The 23,835-nt window shown below is 72.1% G+C and carries 20 protein-coding genes; 1 reads left to right on the forward strand and 19 read right to left on the reverse strand.

Features of this window, described 5'->3' with window-relative positions:
- The first annotated feature begins 6 nt into the window (after positions 1–6).
- Positions 7–1,380, forward strand: coding sequence for an FAD-binding oxidoreductase (locus AB6A65_RS02275; RefSeq protein WP_371036729.1), 1,374 nt, complete (start codon positions 7–9; stop codon positions 1,378–1,380).
- A gap of 158 nt (positions 1,381–1,538) precedes the next feature.
- On the opposite strand, the gene recN is transcribed toward AB6A65_RS02275, so the two are convergent.
- The 19 genes from recN to AB6A65_RS02370 all read right to left on the reverse strand — a co-directional run bounded on the left by recN (position 1,539) and on the right by AB6A65_RS02370 (position 23,834).
- Positions 1,539–3,188 (reverse strand): DNA repair protein RecN, encoded by a 1,650-nt coding sequence (gene recN / locus AB6A65_RS02280; RefSeq protein ID WP_371036810.1) that lies wholly within the window; start codon positions 3,186–3,188, stop codon positions 1,539–1,541.
- Positions 3,189–3,232: 44 nt separating this feature from the next.
- A complete protein-coding gene (locus tag AB6A65_RS02285) occupies positions 3,233–4,096 on the reverse strand; it encodes an outer membrane protein assembly factor BamD (RefSeq protein ID WP_371036730.1) in 864 nt (287 codons plus the stop codon).
- A 139-nt stretch (positions 4,097–4,235) separates the two neighbouring features.
- Complete coding sequence (gene lpxC / locus AB6A65_RS02290) at positions 4,236–5,156, reverse strand: UDP-3-O-acyl-N-acetylglucosamine deacetylase (protein WP_371036731.1); 921 nt, start codon at positions 5,154–5,156, stop codon at positions 4,236–4,238.
- Positions 5,157–5,425: 269 nt separating this feature from the next.
- Positions 5,426–7,030, reverse strand: coding sequence for a cell division protein FtsZ (ftsZ, locus tag AB6A65_RS02295; RefSeq protein WP_371036732.1), 1,605 nt, complete (start codon positions 7,028–7,030; stop codon positions 5,426–5,428).
- Between the two features lie 182 nt (positions 7,031–7,212).
- Positions 7,213–8,544: a cell division protein FtsA gene (ftsA, locus tag AB6A65_RS02300; RefSeq protein ID WP_371036733.1), complete on the reverse strand. Its 1,332-nt coding sequence runs from the start codon at positions 8,542–8,544 to the stop codon at positions 7,213–7,215.
- 7 nt (positions 8,545–8,551) lie between these two features.
- Positions 8,552–9,430, reverse strand: coding sequence for a cell division protein FtsQ/DivIB (locus AB6A65_RS02305; RefSeq protein WP_371036734.1), 879 nt, complete (start codon positions 9,428–9,430; stop codon positions 8,552–8,554).
- Positions 9,418–10,332 (reverse strand): D-alanine--D-alanine ligase, encoded by a 915-nt coding sequence (locus tag AB6A65_RS02310; RefSeq protein ID WP_371036735.1) that lies wholly within the window; start codon positions 10,330–10,332, stop codon positions 9,418–9,420. The genes AB6A65_RS02305 and AB6A65_RS02310 overlap by 13 nt, the downstream gene beginning before the upstream one ends.
- Positions 10,333–10,400: 68 nt before the next feature.
- Positions 10,401–11,384 carry a UDP-N-acetylmuramate dehydrogenase gene (gene murB, locus AB6A65_RS02315; RefSeq protein WP_371036736.1) on the reverse strand — a complete coding sequence of 328 codons (984 nt, stop codon included), beginning with the start codon at positions 11,382–11,384 and terminating at the stop codon, positions 10,401–10,403.
- A 98-nt stretch (positions 11,385–11,482) separates the two neighbouring features.
- Positions 11,483–11,761, reverse strand: coding sequence for a hypothetical protein (locus tag AB6A65_RS02320; RefSeq protein ID WP_371036737.1), 279 nt, complete (start codon positions 11,759–11,761; stop codon positions 11,483–11,485).
- Positions 11,754–12,026, reverse strand: a complete 273-nt coding sequence (locus tag AB6A65_RS02325) for a DUF2484 family protein (protein WP_371036738.1) — start codon at positions 12,024–12,026, stop codon at positions 11,754–11,756. The genes AB6A65_RS02320 and AB6A65_RS02325 overlap by 8 nt, the downstream gene beginning before the upstream one ends.
- 289 nt (positions 12,027–12,315) lie before the next feature.
- Complete coding sequence (murC, locus tag AB6A65_RS02330; RefSeq protein WP_371036739.1) at positions 12,316–13,713, reverse strand: UDP-N-acetylmuramate--L-alanine ligase; 1,398 nt, start codon at positions 13,711–13,713, stop codon at positions 12,316–12,318.
- Positions 13,710–14,786, reverse strand: a complete 1,077-nt coding sequence (locus AB6A65_RS02335) for a UDP-N-acetylglucosamine--N-acetylmuramyl-(pentapeptide) pyrophosphoryl-undecaprenol N-acetylglucosamine transferase (protein WP_371036811.1) — start codon at positions 14,784–14,786, stop codon at positions 13,710–13,712. The genes murC and AB6A65_RS02335 overlap by 4 nt, the downstream gene beginning before the upstream one ends.
- A gap of 20 nt (positions 14,787–14,806) precedes the next feature.
- Positions 14,807–15,973, reverse strand: coding sequence for a putative lipid II flippase FtsW (gene ftsW / locus AB6A65_RS02340; protein ID WP_371036740.1), 1,167 nt, complete (start codon positions 15,971–15,973; stop codon positions 14,807–14,809).
- A 109-nt stretch (positions 15,974–16,082) separates the two neighbouring features.
- Positions 16,083–17,483, reverse strand: a complete 1,401-nt coding sequence (gene murD, locus AB6A65_RS02345; RefSeq protein WP_371036741.1) for a UDP-N-acetylmuramoyl-L-alanine--D-glutamate ligase — start codon at positions 17,481–17,483, stop codon at positions 16,083–16,085.
- A gap of 142 nt (positions 17,484–17,625) precedes the next feature.
- The gene (gene mraY, locus AB6A65_RS02350) at positions 17,626–18,708 is read right to left on the reverse strand and encodes a phospho-N-acetylmuramoyl-pentapeptide-transferase (RefSeq protein ID WP_371036742.1); all 1,083 of its coding nucleotides are present in this window, start codon (positions 18,706–18,708) and stop codon (positions 17,626–17,628) included.
- Positions 18,709–20,160 (reverse strand): UDP-N-acetylmuramoyl-tripeptide--D-alanyl-D-alanine ligase, encoded by a 1,452-nt coding sequence (gene murF, locus AB6A65_RS02355; RefSeq protein ID WP_371036743.1) that lies wholly within the window; start codon positions 20,158–20,160, stop codon positions 18,709–18,711.
- The gene (locus tag AB6A65_RS02360; RefSeq protein ID WP_371036812.1) at positions 20,157–21,641 is read right to left on the reverse strand and encodes a UDP-N-acetylmuramoyl-L-alanyl-D-glutamate--2,6-diaminopimelate ligase; all 1,485 of its coding nucleotides are present in this window, start codon (positions 21,639–21,641) and stop codon (positions 20,157–20,159) included. The genes murF and AB6A65_RS02360 overlap by 4 nt, the downstream gene beginning before the upstream one ends.
- Before the next feature lie 58 nt (positions 21,642–21,699).
- On the reverse strand, positions 21,700–23,487 hold the full coding sequence (locus tag AB6A65_RS02365; RefSeq protein ID WP_371036744.1) for a peptidoglycan D,D-transpeptidase FtsI family protein: 1,788 nt from the start codon (positions 23,485–23,487) through the stop codon (positions 21,700–21,702).
- Complete coding sequence (locus AB6A65_RS02370; RefSeq protein ID WP_371036745.1) at positions 23,484–23,834, reverse strand: cell division protein FtsL; 351 nt, start codon at positions 23,832–23,834, stop codon at positions 23,484–23,486. Before AB6A65_RS02370 ends, AB6A65_RS02365 begins: the two co-directional genes overlap by 4 nt.
- Position 23,835: the final 1 nt, after the last annotated feature.

Consider the following 23,835-nt stretch of genomic DNA (forward strand, 5'->3'; position numbering starts at 1 on the left):
CCTGACATGCCCTTCCCTGACGCGCTCGAAGCCCTGTTGTCCTTACTAGGCGAACGCCTGAGCCGCTCCAACCCCGATCTGGAGGCGCATGGCCGCTCCGAGAGCCACTTTCCCCCGACACCGCCCGACGCGGTGGCCTGGCCCGAGACCACCGGGGAGGTGGCGGAGATCCTCAGGATCTGCGCGGCCCACGCCTGCCCGGTCGTCGGTTGGGGGGCGGGCACCTCGCTCGAGGGGCACGCGCTCGCCGCGCGGGGCGGGCTCGTGGTGGATTTCGCCCGCATGGACAGGATCCTCGAGATCCGCGCCGAGGACATGGACTGCACGGTGCAGCCGGGCCTGACCCGCGAGGCGCTCAACCGGGAGCTTCGCGACACCGGGCTTTTCTTCCCGGTCGATCCCGGTGCGAACGCCTCGCTGGGCGGCATGGCGGCCACGCGCGCCTCGGGCACCACGACCGTGCGCTACGGCTCGATGCGCGACAATGTGCTGGGCCTCGAGGTCGTTCTGGCCGACGGGCGGGTGATCCGCACGGGCTCGCGCGCCCGCAAATCGGCCTCGGGATACGACCTCACGGCGCTCATGCTGGGCTCGGAGGGCACGCTGGGCCTCATCACCGCGCTCACGCTGCGCCTGCACGGCCAGCCCGAGGCGGTGGCCGCCGGGATCTGCGCCTTCGACCGGATGGAGGATGCGGTGGCCTGCGTGATCGAGACCATCCAGTGCGCGCTGCCGATGGCCCGGATCGAGTTCGTGGACGCGGCCACGGCGGCGGCCTTCAACGCCTATGCCGGGGTCGATCTGCCGGAACGGCCGCATCTGCTGGTCGAGCTTCACGGCGCGCCCGCCACGGTGGAGGCCGAGGCGGACAGCTTCGGCGCCCTCGTGGCCGAGCATGGCGGCGCGGCCTTCCGCTGGTCCCGCAAGGCCGAGGAGCGCAGCGCGCTCTGGGCCCTGCGCCACAATGCCTATTACGCGATCCTCGCGCAGCGTCCGGGCGCGCGGGCGCTGGTGACCGATATCTGCGTGCCGGTATCGCGGCTGGCCGAGGCGGTGGAGGCGACGCGCGCCGACATCGCCGCCGGCCCGGTCCCGGGTCCGATCCTCGGACATGTGGGCGACGGCAACTTCCACGCGGTGCTGCTCGTGGACCCCGACCGCCCGGAGGAGCTCGAGGCGGCGAAGGGGCTTCAGCACCGGATGGTCGAGCGCGCCCTCGCGCTCGGCGGCACCGCGACGGGCGAGCACGGGGTCGGCATGGGCAAGACGTCCTACATGGCTGCCGAGCACGGCGAGGGCTGGCAGGTCATGGGCACCCTGAAGCGCGCCCTCGACCCGCGGAACATCCTCAACCCCGGCAAGCTGGTGCCGGAGCCCTGAGCGCTTCGCCTCCGGCGCGCCCGCCTCGCGGCCGCCCGAGACCGGCGCCGCGCGTCGTCGCGGCTCACGGGACCGCGGACGCGCCCGTCCGGGACATCGGCCCGCGGAGCCGCAGCCCGCGTCGGTGACCGGCACCGGCGGGCGGGCCGGACACCCGCTCAGCCCGACAGAAGCGCGCGGGCCGCCGACCGGGCCTCGTCGGTCACCCGGTCGCCGGAAAGCATGCGCGCAAGCTCGTCCACCCGCGCGTCACCCGAAAGCGGGATCACGGTGGACCGGGTCGTGTCCGCCTCCACGCGCTTTTCGACCCGCATGTGGTGACGGCCGAGCGCGGCGACCTGCGGCGAATGGGTCACCACCAGAACCTGCCCGGCCGAGGCCAGCTCCTTCAGGCGCCGGCCCACCGCGTCGGCCGTGGCACCGCCCACGCCGCGATCGATCTCGTCGAAGATCATGGTCACGCCCCCCTCGGGCGCGGCGAGCGACACCTTGAGGGCGAGGAGGAAACGGCTCAGCTCTCCGCCCGAGGCGATGCGGTTCAACGGGCCCGACGGTGCGCCGGGGTTGGTGGCGACGGTGAACTGAACCGCGTCGCGGCCCTCGGGCCCCGGCTGCGCCTCCGTCACCTCCGTGCGGAAGGCCGCGCGCTCCATCCGCAGGGGCGCAAGCTCGGCCTCCACCGCCCGGTCGAGCCGTCCGGCGGCCTCCCGCCGCGCCGCGCCGAGCGCGTCGGCGGCCTCGGCGTAGGCCGCCTCGGCCTCCTCCCGCGCCGCGCGCAGCCGCGCCAGATCCGCGCTGCCCGCGTCGAGCGCATCGAGGCGCGCGCGCAGCGTCCCGGCAAGTTCGGGCAGCTCGTCTGGCATCACCTGATGCTTCCGCGCGAGGCCGCGGATGGCGAAGAGCCGCTCCTCCACGCTCTCGAGCTCGAGCGGATCGAAGGCCAGGGCCTCGAGGCACTCCTCCACACCCGATGCGGCCTCGCCCAGCTCCACCATGGCCCGCGACAACGCGGCGAGCGGCGCCTCGAGCCGGCCCTCGGCGCGGTCGGCCACCCCCTCGAGCCAGCGCAGCGCATCGCCCATGGCCCCTTCCGCACCGTCATTGCCGAGGGCCGCAAGGGCGCGGGCCACATCCTCGCGCGTGCGCTCGGCCCCCTGCATGAGCCTGCGGCGCGCGTCGAGCGCCTCTTCCTCGCCGGGCTCGGGCGCGAGATCCTCCAGCTCGGCCACGGCGTGGCGCAGGAACTCCTCCTCCGCGCGAGCGGCGGCCAGCGCCTCCTCCGCCTCCTCCAGCGCGGCGGCCGCGCGGCGCCGGCCCGTCCATGCCGCGCGCGTGGCCGCGCTCAGGGACCCGAGAGCGGCGAAGTCGTCGAGCATCGGCCGGTGGCCGCGCGGGTCGAGCAGGCCGCGATCGTCCTGCTGGCCGTGAAGCTCGACCAGCGTTTCCGACAGCCGGCGCAGCACCTCGCCGGAAACCCGGCGATCGTTCACCCAGGCCGTCTTCTGGCCACCGGTACGGTTCACCCGCCGCAGGATCAACTCGTCACCGGTCTCGAGCCCCGCCTCGTCCAGAACGGCGCGGGCGGGGTGGGTGCGGGGCAGCGCGAACACCGCCGTCACCTCGCCCTCCGAGGCGCCCTCGCGGACAAGCTCGGCGCGGCCGCGCCAGCCCAGCACGAAGCCCAGGCAGTCGAGCAGGATCGACTTGCCCGCCCCGGTCTCGCCCGTCAGCACGTTCAGGCCGGGCTCGAAGGCAAGCTCCAGCCGGTCGATGATCAGCATGTCGCGGATGTCGAGGGTGCGCAGCATGGGGTCGAAGGGCGCGGGCGGCATTCAGCCGCCCGGCATCCCGATCAGAGCCATTCGCCGCGCACGACCTGGCGGTAGATGGCGGCAAGCCAGTTGTCGCCCTGCGCCCGCGCCTCGAGCCCGCGCCCGGTCAGCAGCGCGAAGCTGTCCTCGTACCAGTCGGTCGCGCGGTAGTTGTAGCCCAGGATTGCCCCTGCCGATTGCGCCTCGTCGGTCAGGCCGAGGGACAGGTAGGACTCCACCAGCCGGTGCAGCGCCTCCGGCGTGTGGGTCGTCGTCTGGAAATCCTCCACCACCACGCGGAACCGGTTGATCGCGGCGGCGTAATGGCCGCGCTTCAGGTAGTAGCGGCCGACTTCCATCTCCTTGCCGGCGAGGTGGTCGAAGGCGAGGTCGAATTTCAGGATCGCGGACCGGGCGTATTCGCTGTCGGGATAACGTTCGATCACCTCGCGCAGGGACTGCAGCGCCTGGAAGGTCACGCCCTGGTCGCGGCCCACGTCCTCGACCTGGTCGTAGTAGCTCAGAGCCAGCAGGTACTGGGCGTAGGCGGCATCCTCTTCGGCGGGGTAGAAATCGATGTAGCGCTGTGCCGCGGCGCGCGACTCCTCGTAGCTGCGATCCTGGTGCCAGGCGTACGCCTGCATGATGAGCGCACGCTCCGCCCATTCGGAATAGGGATAAAGCCGCTCCACCTCGGAGAAGTAGAAGGCCGCGTCTTCCTCGCGTCCGCGCTGCAGTTCGTATTCGCCGCGCTCGTAGATCTGCTGGGCCGAAAACGACTCGAGCGGCGCGTTGCTGCCAAGAAAGCCGCCCCGCTCGGCGCCGCCTCCACCGCCGCAACCTGCCAGGAGCACGGCAAGCAGCGCCGCCGCGGTCGTTCTGGACAGTATCGCCTTGCCCGTCATGCTCGTTCACCTCTGTCCGGGTTGTCCGGTTCCGGTCCGGCCCGGCCGGACGCGCCGGTCCTAGCACATAAAGAAACGAGGCAAAACGGCTTTGAGCATCCACCGGCGGCGCGGCGGCGCCCAGGCTGGACGGCGCGCCTCACGCCACCGCGGAGATTTCCGCCAGCGCGGCCCCCACACCCGGCAGCCGTGCCGCCGTATCCGCGTCGCAGGCCACGAGGCGCACGGCGTCCGTTTCCGCGAACAGGCGGTGCAGAAGCGCGTTGGTCATCGCGTGGCCGGCCCGGTGCCCGGTGTAGCGGCCCAGTATCGGCGCCCCGGCGAGCGCGAGATCCCCAAGCGCATCCAGCATCTTGTGGCGCACGGGCTCGTCGGCGTGGCGCAGGCCGCCAGGGCTCAGCACCCGCGGGCCGTCCACCACCACCGCGTTTTCCAGCGTGCCGCCAAGCGCGAGGCCCTGCTCGCGCATCGCGTCCACGTCGGCCTGCCGGCAGAAGGTCCGGCTGTCGCACAGTTCGCGCACGAAGGTCCCGTTCGACATGTCGAGCGACAGCGCCTGCGCGCCGATCGCCGCGTCCTCGAAATCGATCTCGAACGCGATCCGCAAACGGTCGTCGGGCGACAGCATGGCCCAGCCCGCCCCCGTCTCGACGCGCACCTCCCGGAGCACCTCGAACGCGCGCACTGGCGCGTGAAGCCTGCGCACGCCGCGGGACAGGATCGCCTGGACGAACGGCGCGGACGAGCCGTCGAGGATCGGCACCTCGGGCCCGTCGATCTCGATCAACGCGTTCTGTATGCCCGTCCCGGCGAGCGCGGCCATGACATGCTCCACCGTGGACACGGTGACGCCCGCACGGTTGCGCAGCCGCGTGCAAAGCGCCGTCGGCTCCACCGCGTCCCACCGCGCCGGAACCAGCGCGTCACCGACCAGAATGTCGGAGCGCCGAAACCAGATGCCATGCTCGGCCGAGGCGGGGCGGATCGTCATCCTCGCCAGCCGGCCCGAGTGCAGGCCCAGGCCTTCGAAGCGCAACTCTGATTTGAGTGTGGTCTGCAACTGGACCCCCGAAACCTGTTCGTTCAAAGCGTGCGGCGTGACGGATCCCGTCGAGCGCATGCACCTTCCTGGACGGGATGGTGGTAACCGGAGGGCGCGGGTGTGCTCAATTCAATCTTTCTAACGGGCTGAAACATGGCGCCCGCCGCGACGGCATGAACCCGCCTACGGTGAAAAACTCACCGCAAGCCCCTGATAATCATGATGTTTCGGAAACGAAAAGGCCGGCCCGAGGGCCGGCCGATTTCGCGCTGTTGCGGATTTGCCGCTCAGTTCGCCTGCCGCCGCAGGAAGGCCGGGATCTCGATCCGCTCCTGGTCGGGGTCCTGCTCGCTCGACGGGGCGGGCTCCTGCGCCTCGGCCGGGCGCGCGGCCTGAACCGGCGGCGTGCGGCGCGCGGCCTGTGCACCGCCGCTCGCGCGGTCCGCGTTCTCGTGCCCCGTCATCCGGTCGATGAGGGAGCCCAGACCGAAGCGGCTGCGATCGCCCGAGGCGGCGGGGGCGGGCCGCGCATCCTGCGCGGGGGCCGCACCCGGCGCGGAGTCGCTGCCCCCGCGGCGCACGGCCGCGCGCAGGCGGTCCATCGCCTCGGGCGACGGGGTTCCGGGCGCCGGGGCGCGCGGGGCGACGAAGGCTTCGGGATCGGCCTCGATCGTGTCCTCGCGCGGCTCGAAGCGCGCCACATCCGGCTGGTAGGCCGGCGGCGGAACATCGTCTTCGTCGACATGGCCTTCGCCTGCCGCGTCGTCGTCCGGCGGTGCCTCGAAGAGCGAGGGCTCTTCGCCGGTCGCGGCCACGCGCGGCGTGTCGGCGGCGGGGGCGTCTTCCCAGTCGGGCGCGACCGCCTCTTCCTGCGTGAGCGGGCGCGCGAGCGAGCGGCGCGGCACCGGAACCTCGAGCGAGGCATCGCTCGCGTCGATGCCTGTCGCCACGACGCTCACCCGCATGACGCCCGCCATCTCGGTGTCGAGGGTGGCGCCCACGATGATGTTCGCCTCGGGGTCGACCTCTTCGCGGATGCGGTTGGCGGCCTCGTCGAGTTCGAACAGCGTGAGATCGTGCGCGCCGGTGATGTTGATCAGGACGCCCTTGGCGCCGCGCAGGCTGATCTCGTCGAGCAGCGGGTTGGCGATCGCCTTTTCGGCCGCCTGGATCGCGCGATCCTCGCCCTCGGCCTCGCCGGTGCCCATCATCGCCTTGCCCATCTCGTCCATCACCGCGCGAACATCCGCGAAGTCGAGGTTGATCAGGCCCGGGCGGACCATGAGGTCGGTCACGCCCTTCACGCCCTGGTAGAGCACGTCGTCGGCGAGGCTGAACGCCTCGGTGAAGGTCGTCTTCTCGTTGGCGAGGCGGAAGAGGTTCTGGTTGGGAATGATGATGAGCGTGTCCACCACCTTCTGAAGCGCCTCGACACCCTCCTCGGCCTGGCGCATCCGCTTCACGCCCTCGAACTGGAAGGGCTTCGTCACCACGCCCACGGTCAGCACGCCGAGTTCCCGCGCGGCCTGCGCGATGATCGGCGCCGCGCCGGTGCCGGTGCCCCCGCCCATCCCGGCGGTGATGAAGCACATGTGCGCCCCCGCGAGGTGGTCCACGATCTGCTCGATCGACTCCTCTGCCGCCTTGGCGCCCACCGTCGCCCGCGCGCCGGCGCCCAGCCCTTCGGTCACCTTCACGCCAAGCTGGACGCGGTGTTCCGCGTTCGACTGCTGCAGCGCCTGCGCGTCGGTGTTCGCGACCACGAAGTCGACGCCGCCGAGCTGCTTGTCGATCATGTTGTTGACCGCGTTACCCCCGGCGCCGCCGACGCCGAAGACCGTGATGCGGGGCTTCAGTTCGTCCTGCCCCGGGACCGAGAGGGTGAGTGTCATCGATCTGTCCGCCTGCTTTTTTCGAGGACCGACCTCGTTTCGGGTCGGAATTCTGCCTGTCCTCACGCGAGTCTACCGGGACTGTGCCGCTTCGTCACGCAAAAAACGCCTGAAAAGCCCCAAATATGGATGCCCCGCGGCGCATTTTCGCGGGATTTCGCTCATATTGCGACATCTTGCGGTCACCAGTTGTCGCGGAACCATTTTACTGCCCGGCGCAGGCTGCGCGCCGGATACCGTTCCACCGGGATCTCGAAATCCCACCACTCGTCCTGCGGATGCGCGGCAAAGAGGGCGAGGCCGACGACGCCGGCGAACCCGGGACCGGTGGCCGCCTGCGGCAGGCCATGCACGCGCAAGGGCCGCCCAAGGCGCACCTGCTGGCCGAGGATGCGGCTCGCCAGCCCGTCGAGACCGGGGATCTGGCTTGCCGCACCGGTAAGCACGATCTGCTGGGAGGGCAGATGGTCGAAGCCCGCCGCGTCGAGGCGCGCGCGCACCTCCTCGAGGATCTCCTCGACCCGCGGGCGCATGATCCCGATCAGCTCCGCGCGCGAGACGGTGCGGCGGTCGTGTTCCCAGTCTCCCGTATCGCCGCCGATCTCGATCATCTCGCGGTCGTCCATGCCGGTCGCCACGACACCGCCGTAGAAGGTCTTGATCCGCTCGGCGTTCGCCGTCGGGATCTGGAGGCCCATCGAGATGTCGCCGGTGACGTGATCGCCGCCCATGCGCACCGCGTCGGCGAAGATCATGTGCTTCTTGATGAAGATCGACACGCCCGTCGCGCCGCCGCCCATGTCGATGCAGGCCGCGCCGAGTTCCTGTTCGTCTTCCACCAGCGCGGATAGACCGGCGCAGTAGCTCGACGAGGCCAGCCCCGCAAGCTCGAGGTCGCAGCGTTTCATGCAGTAGGCGAGGTTCTGGACCGCCTGCGCATCCACGGTCAGCATGTGCATGTCGCAGGCGAGGCGGTTTCCGATCTGGCCGCGGGGATCGCCGAGGCCGGTGCGGTGGTCCAGCGCGAAGTTGACCGGCTGGGCGTGCAGCACCTCGCGGCCCGTCCCGAATTCGGGCACCTCGCAGGAGGAAAGGGCGCGGGCCACGTCCTGCTCCGTCACCATCGGCCCCTCCAGCTCGACCTCTCCCGCCAGCCCGTAGGAGCGCGGCCCCGCTCCCGAGAAGCAGGCGATCACGTGATCCACCCGGATCTGCGCCATCTTCTGGGCGGCCTGCACGGCGGTGCGGATCGCGCGCTCGGTCTCGGCCATCGCGTCGATCTCGCCGAAGCGCACCCCGCGCGAGCGGGTCGTGGCCGCCCCGATCACGCGGAACCCGGCCTGCCCGGCAAGCGAGCCCACGCCGTCGCCCACACGCCCGGCGGTCCCGTCGAAGCGCAGCACCAGGCATGCGATCTTAGAGCTGCCCACGTCGAGGATGGCCACCACGCCGCGCTGCATCGCGGCGCGACGCATGTTGCGCATGGCGCGCTGGGACTCGTACAGCTCGATCATGGGCGTCTCACTCCTCTCCCCATTGCAGCGCCCGGATCCGGCGCAGCTCTTCCACCGCGCCCGCGTTCAGCCGGATCGTCGGCCGCGCCGGCAGGCGCATGTCGACGGCCGCGACATCGCGGGCAAAAAGGTCCTCGGCCTGGTCCATGGCGATCGCGCGCTCGAGCGCGCGGCGCGCGCCCGTCGGCGGCAGCAGGATGCGCTGGCCGCGGTCCAGAACCACGTCCCAGCGCCGTTCGCCCACCCGGACGAGGCCGCGGAACCGCTCGTGCAGGGGACGGGCGGCGGCGACGAGCGCGAGCGCCTCGGCCACCGCGGCGTCGGCCCCTTCACCGGCCACCAGCGGCAGGTCGGCGCGCGCGGCGCGCGAGTCGACCGGGTGGACAAGCGCGCCACCGGCATCGAGCAGATCGAGCCCGTCGCGGTGCCGCCAGACCACCGCGGGCACGCGTTCGGTCACGTCCACCTGCAGGATGCCGCCCGGCCGGATGCGCAGCGCGACCGCCTCCACCGGGGAAAGCTCGAGGACCTGGGCGCGCATGGCATCGAGATCCAGATCGAAGCTCGTCGTCGGGAAATCGACCTGGAGGATTTCGCGGATATCGGCTGCCACGCCCGCGCTCGCGCCGTCGATTGCCATGAGGTCCACCCGGAACTCGGGCCGGCTCTCGATCGCGTGGCGCAGGTTGGCCACGGCGCCGACGATCGCCTCGCGCCGCGCCGCGTCGGAGAAATAGACCGCCCCCGCGGCGACCACGGCGACGAGCGGCACGCCCAGGCGCAACGCGACGCGGAAGAGCGGCGTCAGCATCAGCCGTTCCATCCGGTAGGCCAGGCGCGACGGCGCCGGATCGCCCTGCCGCACCCAGCGCGTCAGCGGTCGCATGAGGCGTCCTCCACCATCCAGCGGCACATCTCGCCAAAGCTCATCCCCACGGCGCGGGCCTGTTCGGGGCTGAGCGAGGTGGGCGTCATGCCGGGCTGCGTGTTGAGTTCCAGCACCACGAGTCCGTCAGCGCCCTTCGCCTCGTCCCAGCGGAAATCCGTGCGCGACACACCGCGACAGCCCAGCACCTCGTGGGCCCGGCGCGCGTGGTCGAGACAGAGCGCCGCGATCTCCTCGGGGATCTCGGCGGGCACGACGTGGCGCGAGCCGCCGGGCGCGTACTTGGCGGCATAGTCGTACCAGCCGTCGGTCAGGATGTCGGTCACGGCCAGGGACCGGCCGCCCATCACCGTGGTCGTCAGTTCCCGTCCGGGCGCGAAGGCTTCCACCATGACGGTCTCGGGCATCTCGTCGGAGAGCGCGGGCGGCGCGTCGGCCGCCGCGTCGACGATGTAGATCCCGACCGAGGATCCTTCGTCGTTGGGCTTGACCACGTAGGGCGGGGTCATGACGTGGCGCGCCCGCGCCTCGTCCCGGGGCGCGAGGACGCTCTCGGCCACCGGCAGCCCCGCCGCCGCGAAGACCTCCTTGGAGCGCTGCTTGTCCATGGCGAGCGCCGAGGCCAGCACGCCGGAATGCGTGTAGGGCAGCCGCATCCACTCCAGCAGGCCCTGCACGCAGCCGTCCTCGCCCCAGCGGCCGTGCAGCGCGTTGAACACCACGCCGGGCCGAGCCTCGGCGAGCCGTGCGGGCAGGTCGGGGCCCGCGTCGATCTCGACGACGCGGAATCCCTCGGAGCGCAGCGCCGACGCGCATTCGCGGCCCGAGGACAGCGACACCTCGCGCTCTGCGGACATGCCGCCCATCAACACCGCCACATTCGGGGTTGTCCTGCTCGACATACCCTCGCCTCAATGCCCCGGGCGTTCGCGCCCGTGTCGTTCCGCCTGGTCCCCGGGCAGAAGCCCGGTCAGGACTTGTCTTTATCGAACTGGATCGTGCCTGTTTCAGGGGCCGTTTCGCCGCCCCTCATGACTTCCCACTCTAGCTCTATTCCGCTGTTGTGGAAAACCCTTTTTCGGACGCGTTCGCCCAGCCCCTCGAGCTCGGCGGCCGTGGCCCCGCCCGCGTTGGTCAGGAAATTGGCGTGCTTCTCCGACATCGCCGCGCCGCCGTGCCGCGCGCCGCGCATCCCCGCCTCCTCGATGAGCTTCCAGGCCTTGAGCTCATGGGTGTCGTCGGCCCGCCCGGTGGAGGAAAACCCCGCCGGGTTGCGGAAGGTGGAGCCCGCGCTGCGCGCCCGGGTGGGTTGCGTGGCGTCGCGGCGGGCCAGCTGTTCCTCCATCCGCGCGCGCAGCGCCTCGGGCGCGCCCGCGGGCGCCTCGAACACGGCCTCCGTGATCACCGATCCCTCCGGCAGGTCGGTCTGGCGGTAGCGGAAATTCAGCTCGCCCGGCCCCAGCGTCACGACCTCGCCCGCGCGCGTCACTGCGGTCGCCTCCACGAACCGGTCCGCGACATAGGTGCCGTAGCAGCCGGCATTCATGCGCACCGCGCCGCCGATCGCGCCGGGTATGGTGCGCAGGAAGGTCAGGTCGCGCCCCGCCTCCGCCGCGCGCCGCGCCACATGGGCGTCGAGCGCGGCGGCCCCGGCGATGACGCAGCCGTCCTCGATCCGGATGTGGTTGAATCCGCGCCCGAGGCGGATCACCACGCCACGCACGCCACCGTCCCGCACGATGAGGTTGGAGCCCACGCCCATGGGAAAGACCGGCACCGCGGGGTCGAGCGCCTTCAGGAACGCCGCGAGATCCTCGGTGTCGGCGGGCTGGAAGAGCCACTCCGCCGGCCCGCCCACCCGAAGCCAGGTGAGCTCCGACAGGGGCTTGCCTTGCGTCAGGCGCCCGCGGACCTCGGGCAGGGCGGCGGGGGGCGGGGCTGTGGTTCGGCTCATCTCGGCGTCTCCCGTCGCCGGGTCCGTGCCGGCCCCGGCGGCTTTGCGATAACGTTCGCCGGCGCCACGGGCAAGGGCGCCGCGGCCTGCACCCGCGCTCACCGCCCGCGCCGCCCGGCCCAGAGGCCGAAGGCGAAAAGCGCCGAGGAGACGGCCGCCACGCCCGCCCAGCCGATGGCGACGGCGGCGGGCGCGACAGCGGGGCCCTCGCTGCGCGCGAGCGCCGCCCAGGTGACGAGCGCGAAGCCGGAATAGAGGGCGAGGAGCGCGAGGTAGCGCCCCGCCCTGCCCTCGAGCCCCGCGGCAAGCGCCACCCAGGCCATGAGCGGCGCGAGCGCCCAGCCGCCATAGGCGAGGACGGGGCCGAGGCTACCCATCGCCGTCCGGCCCCCGCGGCGGCCCGAGGCGGGCCGCGACGCTGCGCCAGAGATACCAGACCGGCCAGCGCAGCACGCTCATCCCCGCCGCGAGCGCGATAAGCCCCGCCCAGGGCCCGTTCTCGTAGGTGACGAAGCCCAGGATCGGAATGCCCGCGGCGATCAGCCAGTAGGCCCGAGTCCAGTGATTGTCCCGCGAGGGGAGCATCCCCGCGACGTTGGCCAGCACGACCCAGAGGCAGGCGAGCGTGAGCGACAGCGTCATGGCGTCCCCCCGGCCGCGCGGCAAGTCGCGGGCACGCCCGATCCGAAGGGGCGCGCCACGGGGGTCGCGCTTGCGCGGGTCGCTCCGGAGGCGCGCCTGCGCGCGGCGCCTGGCCTCCCGCGCCCGTCGAACGCATCTTCGAAGACGCGTGGCCCGTGGGCCGGCAGGCCGGGCCGTGGCGAGATCGCGCCGCCGGATCGATCGATCGCGACAGCCGCGCTCTCCGCCACGCCGGGGGCGGCCGGCAGACCCGGCCCGGTGCGGTGCGCGTGCGCGGCGGCCGCCACCGTCACCCCCCGAGCCGCGCGGGCAGCGCGTTGGCCCAGGCGGAGATGCTGCCCGCGCCGAGGCAGACCACCATGTCCCCCGGCTGCGCCTCTTCGCGGACGAGCCGCACCAGGTCCTCCTCGCCGCCGATGGCGCGGGCGTGCCGGTGACCGTGGCGGATGAGGCCGGCCACCAGGTCGTCGCGCGAGGCGCCCGCGACAGGGTCTTCTCCGGCGGCGTAGACCTCGGCGATGGCGACCACGTCGGCCTCGTTGAAGCAGCCGCAGAAATCCTCGAAGAGCGAGGAGAGGCGGGTGTAACGATGCGGCTGGTGCACCGCGATCACGCGACCCTCGCCGCTCTGGCGCGCGGCGCGGAGCACGGCCGCGATCTCCACCGGGTGATGGCCGTAATCGTCGATGATCGTCACGCCGCCGACCTCGCCCACCTTCGTGAACCGGCGGTTCACGCCGCGGAAGGCGGCGAGCGCGTCGCGGATGCCCGCCCGGCTGATGCCGAGATGGCGCGCCACTGCCACCGCGGCCAGCGCGTTGGAGACGTTGTGCTCGCCGGGCATGGGCAGCCGGCAGCCCTCGATCATCCTGCCCTCGGCCTGGAGCGCGACGTCGAAATGCGCCTCGCCGCGCTCGTAACGCAGGTTCACCGCCCGCACGTCGGCCTGCGCGTTGAACCCGTAGGTCAGCACCCGCCGATCGGTCAGCCGCCCGGCGAGCGCCTGCACCTCGGGGTGGTCGGTGCAGAGCACGGCGAGCCCGTAGAAGGGGATGTTGGAGACGAAGTCCTGGAAGCCCTGCTTCAGCCGCGCGAAATCGCCCCAGTGCTCCATGTGCTCGGGGTCGATGTTGGTGACGATGGCGATGGTGGCGGGAAGGCGGTTGAAGGTACCGTCGGATTCGTCGGCCTCGACCACCATCCACTCGCCCTGCCCCATCCGCGCGTTGGAGCCGTAGGCGTGGATGATCCCGCCATTGATCACCGTGGGATCGAGCCCGCCCGCATCGAGCAGCGTCGCCACGAGGGTCGTCGTCGTGGTCTTGCCGTGGGTTCCGGCCACCGCGACGTTCGACTTGAGCCGCATGAGCTCGGCCAGCATCTCTGCGCGGCGCACCACCGGAAGGCCGCGCCGGCGCGCCTCGTCGAGTTCCGCGTTGCCGGGCTTGATGGCCGAGGAGATCACCACGACCTCCGCGTCGTCGAGGTTTCCGGCGCGCTGGCCCTCGAAGACGCGCACGCCCATGCCGGCCAGCCGCTCGGTGATCGGGCTTTGCTTCAGGTCGGACCCCTGCACGGTGTAGCCGTGATTGACCAGCACCTCGGCGATGCCCGACATGCCGATGCCGCCGATGCCCACGAAATGGATCGGCCCGACATCGGTGGGAAGTTTGGTCGCCGCGCTCATCGCTGTCCTTTCACCGCCAGTTCCTCGACCATGCCCGCAAGCCGCTCCACCGCGTCGGGCACCGCGCAGGACAGCGCGGCGGCGGCCATCTGGGTCGCCCCCTCGGGATTGTCCAGCACCAGGCGGATCTGCTCGGACAGGCTTTCCGGCGAAAGCTTCGATTCGGGGATGCGGATCGCGCCCCCGGCCTCGGTGAGCGCGCGGGCGTTCGCGGTCTGATGATCCGCCGTGGCGGCGGCATAGGGCACGAGGATCGCGGGCCGCCCGATCGCCGCGATATCGGCCCCCGAGGAGGCGCCGGCGCGGCTGATGACGAGCTGCGCCTCGCTCATCCGGCGGGGCACGTCGTTGAAGAAGGGGCGAACCTCGGCATCGATGCCATTCCCGGCATAGAAGCCCGCGACGCGCGCCCGGTCCTCCTCGCGGGCCTGATGGCTGACCCGCAGCCGGGCGCGCAGCGCCTCGGGCAGGCGCGCCACCGCCGCGGGCACCGTGTCGGACAGGATGCGCGCGCCCTGGCTACCCCCGATCACAAGAAGCGACATCGGGTAGTCGCCGGGCGGGATGTAAGGCGCGCCGGCCCGCTCCTGCACGGCGCCGCGTACGGGGTTGCCCACATGGATGCCCTCGATGCCGCCGGGCAGCGCCGTGGGCCAGGTGCCGCAGGCGACCGCGTCCACCCGCCTGGCGAAAAGCGCGTTCACCCGCCCCGGCAGGCCGTTCTGCTCGTGGATGATGCGCGGGATGCCCAGGGCCACCGCCGCCGACAGCGCGGGGATCGTCGGGTAGCCGCCGAAGCCGACCACCACGAGAGGGCGGTCGCCGCGCATGGCGAGGATCGCCGTCACCACGCCCTGCGCGATCCGGAAGGGCGCCGCGGCCCGGGCCAGCGCGCCGCCGCGCGAGACGCTCGCGCTCGCGATCTCGTCGATCTGAACGCTGTGCGGGAAGCCGCCGGTGTAGCGCGCACCGCGATCGTCGGTGGAAAGCTTCACGCGCCAGCCGCGGCGCAGCATCTCCTCGGCGAGCGCCTGGGCGGGAAACATGTGCCCGCCCGTGCCGCCCGCGGCCATGACGAGAAGCGGCGCGGCGCTCACCGCAGCCTGCCCCGCAACAGCTCGCCGATCTCGCCCTGCGGGCGTGTCCGCGTGAAGGCGAGCAGCATGCCCATCGCGATCCCGGTGGCGATGATCGACGATCCGCCGTAACTCACGAAGGGCAGCGTCATGCCCTTGGCGGGCAGCAACCGCACCGCCACGCCCATGTTGATCATGGCCTGCACACCGAACATCGCGGCAAGCCCGGTTCCGGCCAGGCGGATGAACGGGTCACGCTCGCGCATCAGCCGCGAGAAGGCGCGCACGACCACCGTGGTGTAGAGCGCGATGAGAACGAACACGAGGACAAGCCCGTATTCCTCGGCCGCGACCGCGATGATGAAATCGGTGTGCGCGTCGGGCAGCGACCATTTCACCTGCCCCTCGCCCACGCCGACCCCGAAGAAGCCGCCCTCGCGGATCGCGTTGGTGGCGAAGCCGAGCTGGGTGTTGGGATCGACCTCGGGGGCGAGGAAGCCGTCGATGCGGCGGGCGAAATGCTCCGAGCCGGAATAGGCGACCGAGCCCGCCAGCACCACGATCCCCGCGATGCCGGCCAGGATGAAAAGCGGCGCCCCGGCCACGAAGTAGATCACGCCCCACCCGAAAAGCACCAGCGCGGCCTGCCCGAAATCGGGCTGAAGCGCGAGCATGAGCACGATGGCGACGGTCAGCGCGAAGGACCACGTGCGCCCCGGCGGACCGTTGATCTCCTGGCTGGCCGCGACGAGCCAGGCGGCGACCACGACGAAGGCGGGCTTGAGGAACTCCGAGGGCTGCACCGAGGCGAAACCGAGCGAGTACCAGCGCACGGCCCCCTTGCCGAAATCGGTGCCGAAGACGGGCAGGAAGACGAGCGCCACGAAGGCGGCGAGAAAGCCCAGCACGGCGAGGCGCCGCACGGTGTGGGGGGTCATCATGGAGACCGCGAGCATGGCCAGGAGCGCCGCGACCCCGAAAATCGCCTGCCGCTCGACGTAGTGGAAGGCGTCGAAGCCATTGCGCGCCGCGAGCGGCGGCGAGGCGGCGAACCCCAGAAGCAGGCCGATGCCGAAAAGGATCAGCACGCAGGAGATCGTCCAGCGATCCACCGTGCGCCACCACTTCGAAAGAATGGGCTCGCCGTCCCGTACCGGAACGGAGCCATAGACCATTTCCGTCATGGGTCCTGCCGCTCGCTGCCTCTGTCCGTGTCCCTTTTGGCGGGACTTGGACGAAAGGATAACGAAAACACCGCCCGCGCGCCAGCGCAAAGACCGCGCATGCTGCGCCTCAGCCCAGCCGGGCGCGCACCTCGGCGATGAAATCCTCGCCGCGCTGCTCGAAGTTGTCGTACTGGTCGAAGCTCGCGGCGGCCGGCGCAAGCAGCACCGTGTCGCCCGGCTCCGCCTCTTCCATGGCGCGCTCCACCGCGCGGCCCATGACGCTGCAGACCTCCGTGTCCACACCGCGAAGCGCCACCGCGAAGCGCTCTGCCTCGCGGCCGATGACGTAGGCCTTCACCACCGCGCCCATGCGCCCCTCGAGCGCCGAGCGCCCGCCCGTCTTCTCCAGCCCACCGCAGATCCAGCGGATCCGCGGGAACGCGCCGAGCGCGCGTGCCGCGCTGTCGACGTTGGTGGCCTTGGAATCGTTGACGTCAGTGACCCCGCCTGCCTCGGCGATGACCTGGCTGCGGTGCGGCAGGCCCGCGAAACTCGCGAACCCCGCCTCGATCTGGCGCGGGCCGAGCCCGAGCGCGCGCGCCGCGGCGTAGGCTGCGCAGGCATTCTGGTGGTTGTGCGCGCCGGGAAGGCCCTTGATCCCGCGCAGGTCGACCGAGGCCACCTGCCGCGCCTTGCGCCACTCCGCCAGAAACCCCTTGCGCGCGCAGACCGACCAGCCCGGTCCGGCGAGCTTGCCCTCGCCCGAGACGCGGATCACCCGGTCGTCCCCCGGCGCCTCGGCGAGCTGGCCGGCGAGGAAGCGGCCCTCCGGCTCGTCCACCCCGATCACCGCGCGGTCCGGGCCGCCTTCGGCGAAGAGCCGCCGCTTCGCGGCGAAATAGCCGCCGAGCCCGCCGTGACGCTCGAGGTGGTCTGGGGTCAGGTTCGTGAACACCGCGATATCGGGCGTGAGCGCGCGGGCGAGTTCCGTCTGGTAGGAGGAAAGCTCGAGCACGATCACCTCCGCCTCGCCGGGCGGGTCGATGTCGAGCACGCCGCGCCCGATGTTCCCGGCAAGCTGCGCGGGCCGCCCGGCCTCGCCCAGGACATGGTGGATCAGCGCCGCGGTGGTGGACTTTCCGTTCGAGCCGGTGACGGCCACCACCCTCGGCGGCGTGTCGAAGCCGTCCCAGTCGCCGCGCCCGAGGGAGGCGAAGAAAAGGCCCACGTCGTTGTCGACCGGTATCCCCGCCGCGACCGCCGCCGCCACCACCGGGTGCGGCGCCGGATAGAGATGCGGGCTGCCCGGAGAAAGCACGAGCCGCGCGACGCCCTCGAAGGCGCCCGCGCTTGAGAGATCGTGAAGCGGCAGGCCCTCCGCCTCGGCGCGCGCCCGCGCCTCGGGGCTGTCGTCCCAGAGAAGCGGGCGGGCGCCCCCCGCCGCGAGGCTTCGTGCGGCCGACAGCCCGGACCGTCCCAGCCCGAGCACCGCGACCCGCTGGCCGGCAAATCCGGAGACCGGGATCATGCGGGCCTCCCGCGTCGGCGCCGCGCACCGGGCGCCGTCCTTCTTCTTCTTGGATCCAAATACTCCGGGGGAGTCGCGCGCCCCGCGCGCGACGGGGGCAGCGCCCCCTTGCCCGCCTTCACGATCGCGCGCCGCCCGCGCATCACCGCACCTTGAGGGTGGCCAGCCCGATCACGGCGAGGATCAGCGAGATGATCCAGAAACGGATCACGATGGTGGGCTCGGCCCAGCCCTTCTTCTCGTAATGGTGGTGAATGGGCGCCATCAGGAAGACGCGCTTGCCAGTGCGCTTGAAGTAGAGCACCTGGATGATGACCGACAGCGCCTCGACCACGAAGAGCCCGCCCACGATGGCCAGCACGATCTCGTGCTTGGTGGCCACCGCGATCGCGCCCAGCGCGCCGCCCAGCGCGAGGCTTCCGGTGTCGCCCATGAAGACCGCCGCGGGCGGCGCGTTGTACCACAGGAAGCCGAGGCCGCCGCCGATCAGCCCGGCGGTGAAGATCAGGATCTCTCCGGTGCCCGGCACGTAGTGGACGTCGAGATACTCGGTGAAGTCCACCCGCCCCACCGCGTAGGCGATCACGCCGAGCGTGCCCGCCGCGATCATCGAGGGCATGATGGCGAGCCCGTCGAGCCCGTCGGTCAGGTTCACGGCGTTGGCCGCGCCCACGATCACCACCATCGCGAAAGGCACGAAGAAGATGCCCAGATTGACCAGCGTGTCCTTGAAGACCGGCAGGGCGAGCTGGTTGGTCAACTCCGCGGGGTGCAGCTGGGCCGCCCAGAAGGCCGCGATGCCCGCGATCAGGACGCCGAGCGCGACCCGCAGCCGGCCCGGCACGCCCTTCACGTTCTGCCGCGACACCTTGGCGTAGTCGTCGGCGAAGCCGATCAGTCCGAAGGCCAGCGTGACGAAGAGCACGATCCAGACATACCCGTTGTCGAGCCGCGCCCAGAGCAGGGTCGAGACGGTGAGCGCGCCCACGATCAGCAGCCCGCCCATGGTGGGCGTGCCCGCCTTCGTGACATGGGTTTCCGGCCCGTCCGAGCGGATCGGCTGGCCCTTGCCCTGGCGCCGGCGCAGCACGTTGATGAGCGGCGGTCCGAACAGGAAGCCGAACAGCAGCGCGGTCAGAAAGGCGCCGCCCGCCCGGAAGGTAATGTAGCGGAAGAGGTTGAACACATCCCCGCCGTCGCTCAGCAGCGTGAGCCAGTAGAGCATCTACTCGTCTCCCGAAAGGGCTTGCGCGGCGGGATGCCCGAGTTTCCGCACAGCGTCAACAACGGCCGAAAGCCCGGTGGAAAGCGACCCCTTGACCATGACCACGTCGCCCGCGTCGAGATCGCGTCGCACGCCGGCGGCCATCTCCTGCGCGCGCGTCGCGTGCCGGCCGCGCTTTGCGGGCGGCAGCGCTTCCCACAGGTGCCGCGCGAGCGGGCCCACGGTGTGGACCACGTCGATCCCGGCCATCGCCGGGTGCCGGGCCAGCGCGGCGTGCATCTCGGCCTCGCCGCCACCGAGCTCCTTCATGTCGCCGAGATAGGCCACCCGCCGCCCCCGCGCCTTGCGCCCGACGTCGTGGCGCACCTCGGCGCCCGCCAGCACCTCGAGCGCCGCGCCGACGGAGGCCGGGTTGGCGTTGTAGGCCTCGTCGATGAGGTCGATGGCCAGGCGGCTGTCCACGGGATCGAACCGCACGACCTCGCGCGCGCCGCGCCCGGCGACCGGCCGCCAACGGGCGAGGTCCGCGATCGCCACCGCGCGGTCGAGGCCGAGCGCCCAGCCCGCGGCGAGCACGGCAAGCGCGTTGAGCGCGAAATGCCGCCCCGGCGCCTGCACCTTGTAAAGGATCGGGGCCCGCCAGGCGCGCGCCTCGCAGACGGTGGCGGTGTCGCGGATGGTGGCGCGGAGCAGCCGGTGGTGGTTGCGCGCCGCCTCGCCGAAGGTGACCACGCGGCGTGCGCCCGCCCGCCGCGCCGCCGCCTCGAGAAGGGGTGAGGTGTCGAGGTCTCCGTTCACGACCGCCGTGCCGCCGGGGCGAAGCCCCGCCATGATCGAGGCCTTCTCGGCCGCGATGCCCTCCAGGCTGCCGAAGGCGCCGAGATGCGCGGGCGCGACCGTGGTGATCACCGCCACGTCGGGGCGCGCCTGGCGCGCCAAGGGCGCGATCTCGCCCGGCGCGTTCATGCCGATCTCGATGACGGCATAGCGCGTGTCGGCGGGCATCCGGGCGAGCGTGAGCGGCACGCCCCAGTGATTGTTGTAGCTCGCCACCGAGGCGTGCGTCGCCCCCTGCCCGGCGCAGACCGTCTTCAGCATCTCCTTGGTCGAGGTCTTGCCGACCGAGCCGGTCACGGCGACCACCCTGCACCCGGTGGCGCGCGCGCGCGCCGCGGCACCGAGCGCCTCGAGCGCGGCCTGCACATCCTCCACGACCAGCAGCGGCGCGTCGCCGGCCACGTCCTCGGGCACGCGCACGACCATCGCCGCCGCGGCCCCCCTCGCCAGCGCGTCGGCCACGAAGTCGTGGCCGTCCCGCGCCGCGGTGAGCGCCACGAAGAGGTCGCCGGGCGCGAGCGTGCGGGTATCGATGGAGACGCCCGTGGCGGCCCAGTCGCGGGTCGCGCGCCCGCCGGTGGCGCGGGCGGCGTCGGTGGAGGTCCAGAGCGTCACGGCGCCCGCCCTTCGAGCGCGGCGACGGCGAGGCTCGCCTGTTCGGCGTCGTCGAAGGGATAGACCGTGCCCGCGACCTCCTGGCCCGTCTCGTGGCCCTTCCCGCAGATCAAGAGCGCGTCGCCGGGGCCGAGCGCTGCCACGGCCCGCAGGATCGCCTCGGCCCGATCGCCCACCTCGGCCGCGCCGGGGGCGCCTTCCATCACCGCGGCGCGGATCGCCGCCGGCGCCTCCGAACGCGGATTGTCGTCGGTGACGATGACGAGATCGGCATGCGCGGCCGCCGCCGCGCCCATGGGCGCGCGCTTGGTGGTGTCGCGGTCGCCTCCTGCGCCGATCACCGCGACGAGCCGCCCCATCACATGCGGCCGCAGCGCGCGCAGCGCGGTCGCGATGGCGTCGGGGGTGTGCGCGTAATCGACGTAGACGCCGGCCCCGTTCGCGCGCGCGGCGGCAAGCTGCATCCGCCCGCGCACGGTGGAGAGCGCGGGCAGCGACGCAAGGACGCGCTCGGCCTCGGCGCCGCAACCGATGGCGAGCCCGGCCGCGAGCGCCGCGTTCCACGCCTGGAAATCGCCCACGAGCGCGAGCTTCGCCTGGAAGGCGCGGCCCTCCCAGGACAGGCGCAGTTCCTGGCCCTGGGGCTCGCAGCGCTGCGCGAGGATGCGCAGATCGGCCGCCTCGCCCCGGCCCACGCCGATCACGCGCTGCCCGCGGGCGCGGGCGATCCGGGCGACATCCTCGCCCCGCGCCGCGTCGAGGTTGACCACGGCCACCCCGTCCTCGGGCAGCACGCGGGAAAAGAGCCCGGCCTTGGCCTCGAAATACGCCTCCAGGCTCTCGTGGTAGTCGAGATGATCCTGGCTGAAGCTGGAAAACCCCGCGGCGCGCAGCACCACGCCGTCGAGGCGGCGCTGCTCGAGCCCGTGGGAGGACGCCTCCATCGCCGCGTGGGTCACGCCCGCGGCGGCGGCCTCGGCGAGCACGCGGTGAAGCGTCACGGGCTCTGGCGTGGTGTGGCCGAGCGGGTGATCCCACGCGCCCTCCACGCCGGTGGTGCCGAGATTGACCGCGACCTCGCCCAGCGCGGTCCAGATCTGGCGCAGGAAGCTGGCGACGGAGGTCTTGCCGTTGGTTCCGGTCACCGCCGCCATCACCTCGGGCTGCACGCCGAACCAGAGCGCCGCGGCGCGGGCGAGCGCCTGGCGCGGGTCCTCGGCCACCACGAGCGCGGCATCGGAGGCCTCGAGCGGCTCGGCGGCGAGGCGCGCGCCCTCGGCATCCGTGAGCACCGCCGCGGCGCCCTTCGCAAGCGCGGCGGGCAGGAACGCCGCGCCGTGGGCGCGCGTGCCCGGCAGCGCCGCGAAAAGATGGCCGGGCGCGACCTTGCGGCTGTCCACGGAAATCCCGGTGACGCGGGCCGCACGGCCGCCTTGCGCGGTCAGGCCCAGTTCCGAAAGGCCCTTCTCCCGCTCGCCCATGCCCTGCCGCTCCGTTCGTGCCATGCCTGCCCGCCGCCCCGGCACGCGTGCCGTGCCTTCAGTTGGCGGTGAGCGTTACACCAGTCTGCGGGGCGGGTTCAATCTCGGGCCGCAGCCCCAGGATCGGCGCGACGCGGCGGATCATCTCGGCGGCCACGGGCACCGCCGTCCAGCCCGCCGAACGCCGCGGTTCCGCGCCCGAGGTCTCCACCGGTTCGTCGAGCGCCACGACGAGCACGTATCGCGGGTCGTCGGCGGGAAAGATCGAGGCGAAGACGGCGATCACCTTGTCCTCGTAATAACCGCCACCGGCCTTGCGCGGCTTGTCGGCGGTCCCGGTCTTGCCGCCGACGCGATAGCCGCGCACCTCGCCCAGGCTCGCGGTGCCCTCGGTGACCACGCGGCGCAGCATGGTGCGCGCCTTGTCCGCCGAGGCGGCCGTCATCACCCGCTCGCCGAGGCGGGGGGCGTCCTGGCGCAGCAGCGTCGGCGTCACGCGAAAGCCGCCATTGGCGATCGCCGCGTAGCCCGCGGCGAGGTGGAGCGGCGTGACCGAAAGCCCGTGCCCGTAGGAGATCGTCACCGCCGAAAGATCCGTCCAGCGTTCGGGCAGCAGCGGCGCGCCCTGCGCCGCCTCGGGCATCTCGACGGGAACCGGCTCGAGCAGGCCCAGACGGTCGAGAAACGCGCGCTGGCGCTCCGGCCCGATCTGCAGGGCGAGCCGCGCCGTCCCCCGGTTCGAGCTGTGCACGAGGATGCCGTCCACGGTCTGCTCGCCGTAATCCTTGTTGCGGAACTCCCGGATCGCGAAACCGGACACCCGCATCGGCCCCGAGGTGTCGATCAGCGTGTCGTCATCGGCGAGCCCCAGCTCGAGCGCCTGCACCGCCGTGAAGGTCTTGAAGGTGGAGCCGAGCTCGTAGACGCCCTGCACCGCGCGGTTGAAAAGCGGGCTGTCGGCGGCCTCCCCGCGCGGCGGCGGCGCGGGCCGGTCGTTGGGATCGAAATCCGGCAGGCTCACCAGGCTGACGATCTCTCCGGTCTTCACGTCCATCAGCACCGCGGCCGCGCCCTTGGCATTAAGAAGCCGCATGCCGCCGTCCAGCACGCGCTCTGCGGCGGCCTGCACCGTGAGGTCGAGCGACAGCGCGAGCGGCGCGCCCGCACGGGCCGGGTCGCGCAGGCGCGCGTCGAAGGTCTTTTCCACGCCCGCGACGCCGATCACCTCTGCGGCGTGCACGCCCTCGCGCCCGAAGCCCGCCCCGCCCAGCACATGCGCCGCGAGGCGTCCGTTGGGATAAAGCCGCATCTCGCGCGGCCCGAAAAGCAGCCCCGGCTCGCCGATGTCGTGCACCGCCTGCTTCTGCTCGGGGCTGATCTTTCGCTTGATCCACAGGAACTTGCGCGCGCCCGTGAAATCGGCGCGCAGCTTCTCGGCATCGAGGTCCGGGAAGATCCGCGCAAGCTCGCGCGCGGCCGTGTCGGGGTCCACCATCAGGGGCGGCTGCGCGTAAAGGCTGTGCGTGCCCATGTTGGTGGCCAGCACCCGGCCGTGCCGGTCGGTGATGTCGGCGCGCTGCGCGAGGATGGAGGCGCCCGGCGCGCGCACGCGCGGCTCCTCGGGCTCTGAAGCCGCGAGATGCGCGGTCCGCCCGCCCACGAGGGCGAAGGCGAAGACGAAGGCCACGCCCAGCACCAGCAGCCGCGCCTCGGCGCGCTGGCGCAGCCGGTCGCGCATCTCCTCGTGGCGCAGGCGGATGTTCTCGCGCTCGATCGCGTCGGGGCTTTCGCCCCTGGCGCGGGCCTCGAGGATCCGGGCGAGCGGGCGCAGCGGCTTGCGGATCATGGCGTCGACTCTCCCTGCTCGGAAATCTCGACCACGTTGGCGATGGGCTCGGGCGCGTCCTCAGCAGGATAGGCGACCTGCTCGACGCGGCCGAACTGCTCGGGCCGGAAGGGCAGAAGACCGAGCGTGTCGAAGTTCATCTCGGCAAGCTCCATCAGCCGGTCGGGCCGGTTGAGATAGGCCCATTCGGCCCGCAGCACCGCGAAGCGCGCCCGCGTCTCGGCGATCTGGCGCTGCAGGGCCTCCGTCTCGGCGATGGCCTGCTGGGTGCGATAGTTCTGGTGGTAGGCCCAGAAGGCGAGCCCGATCACGGTGCACGCGGTGGTCACGAAAAGCAGGGCGCGCATC

Source organism: Rhodosalinus sp. FB01 (genome assembly GCF_041365715.1).
Lineage (GTDB): Bacteria > Pseudomonadota > Alphaproteobacteria > Rhodobacterales > Rhodobacteraceae > Rhodosalinus.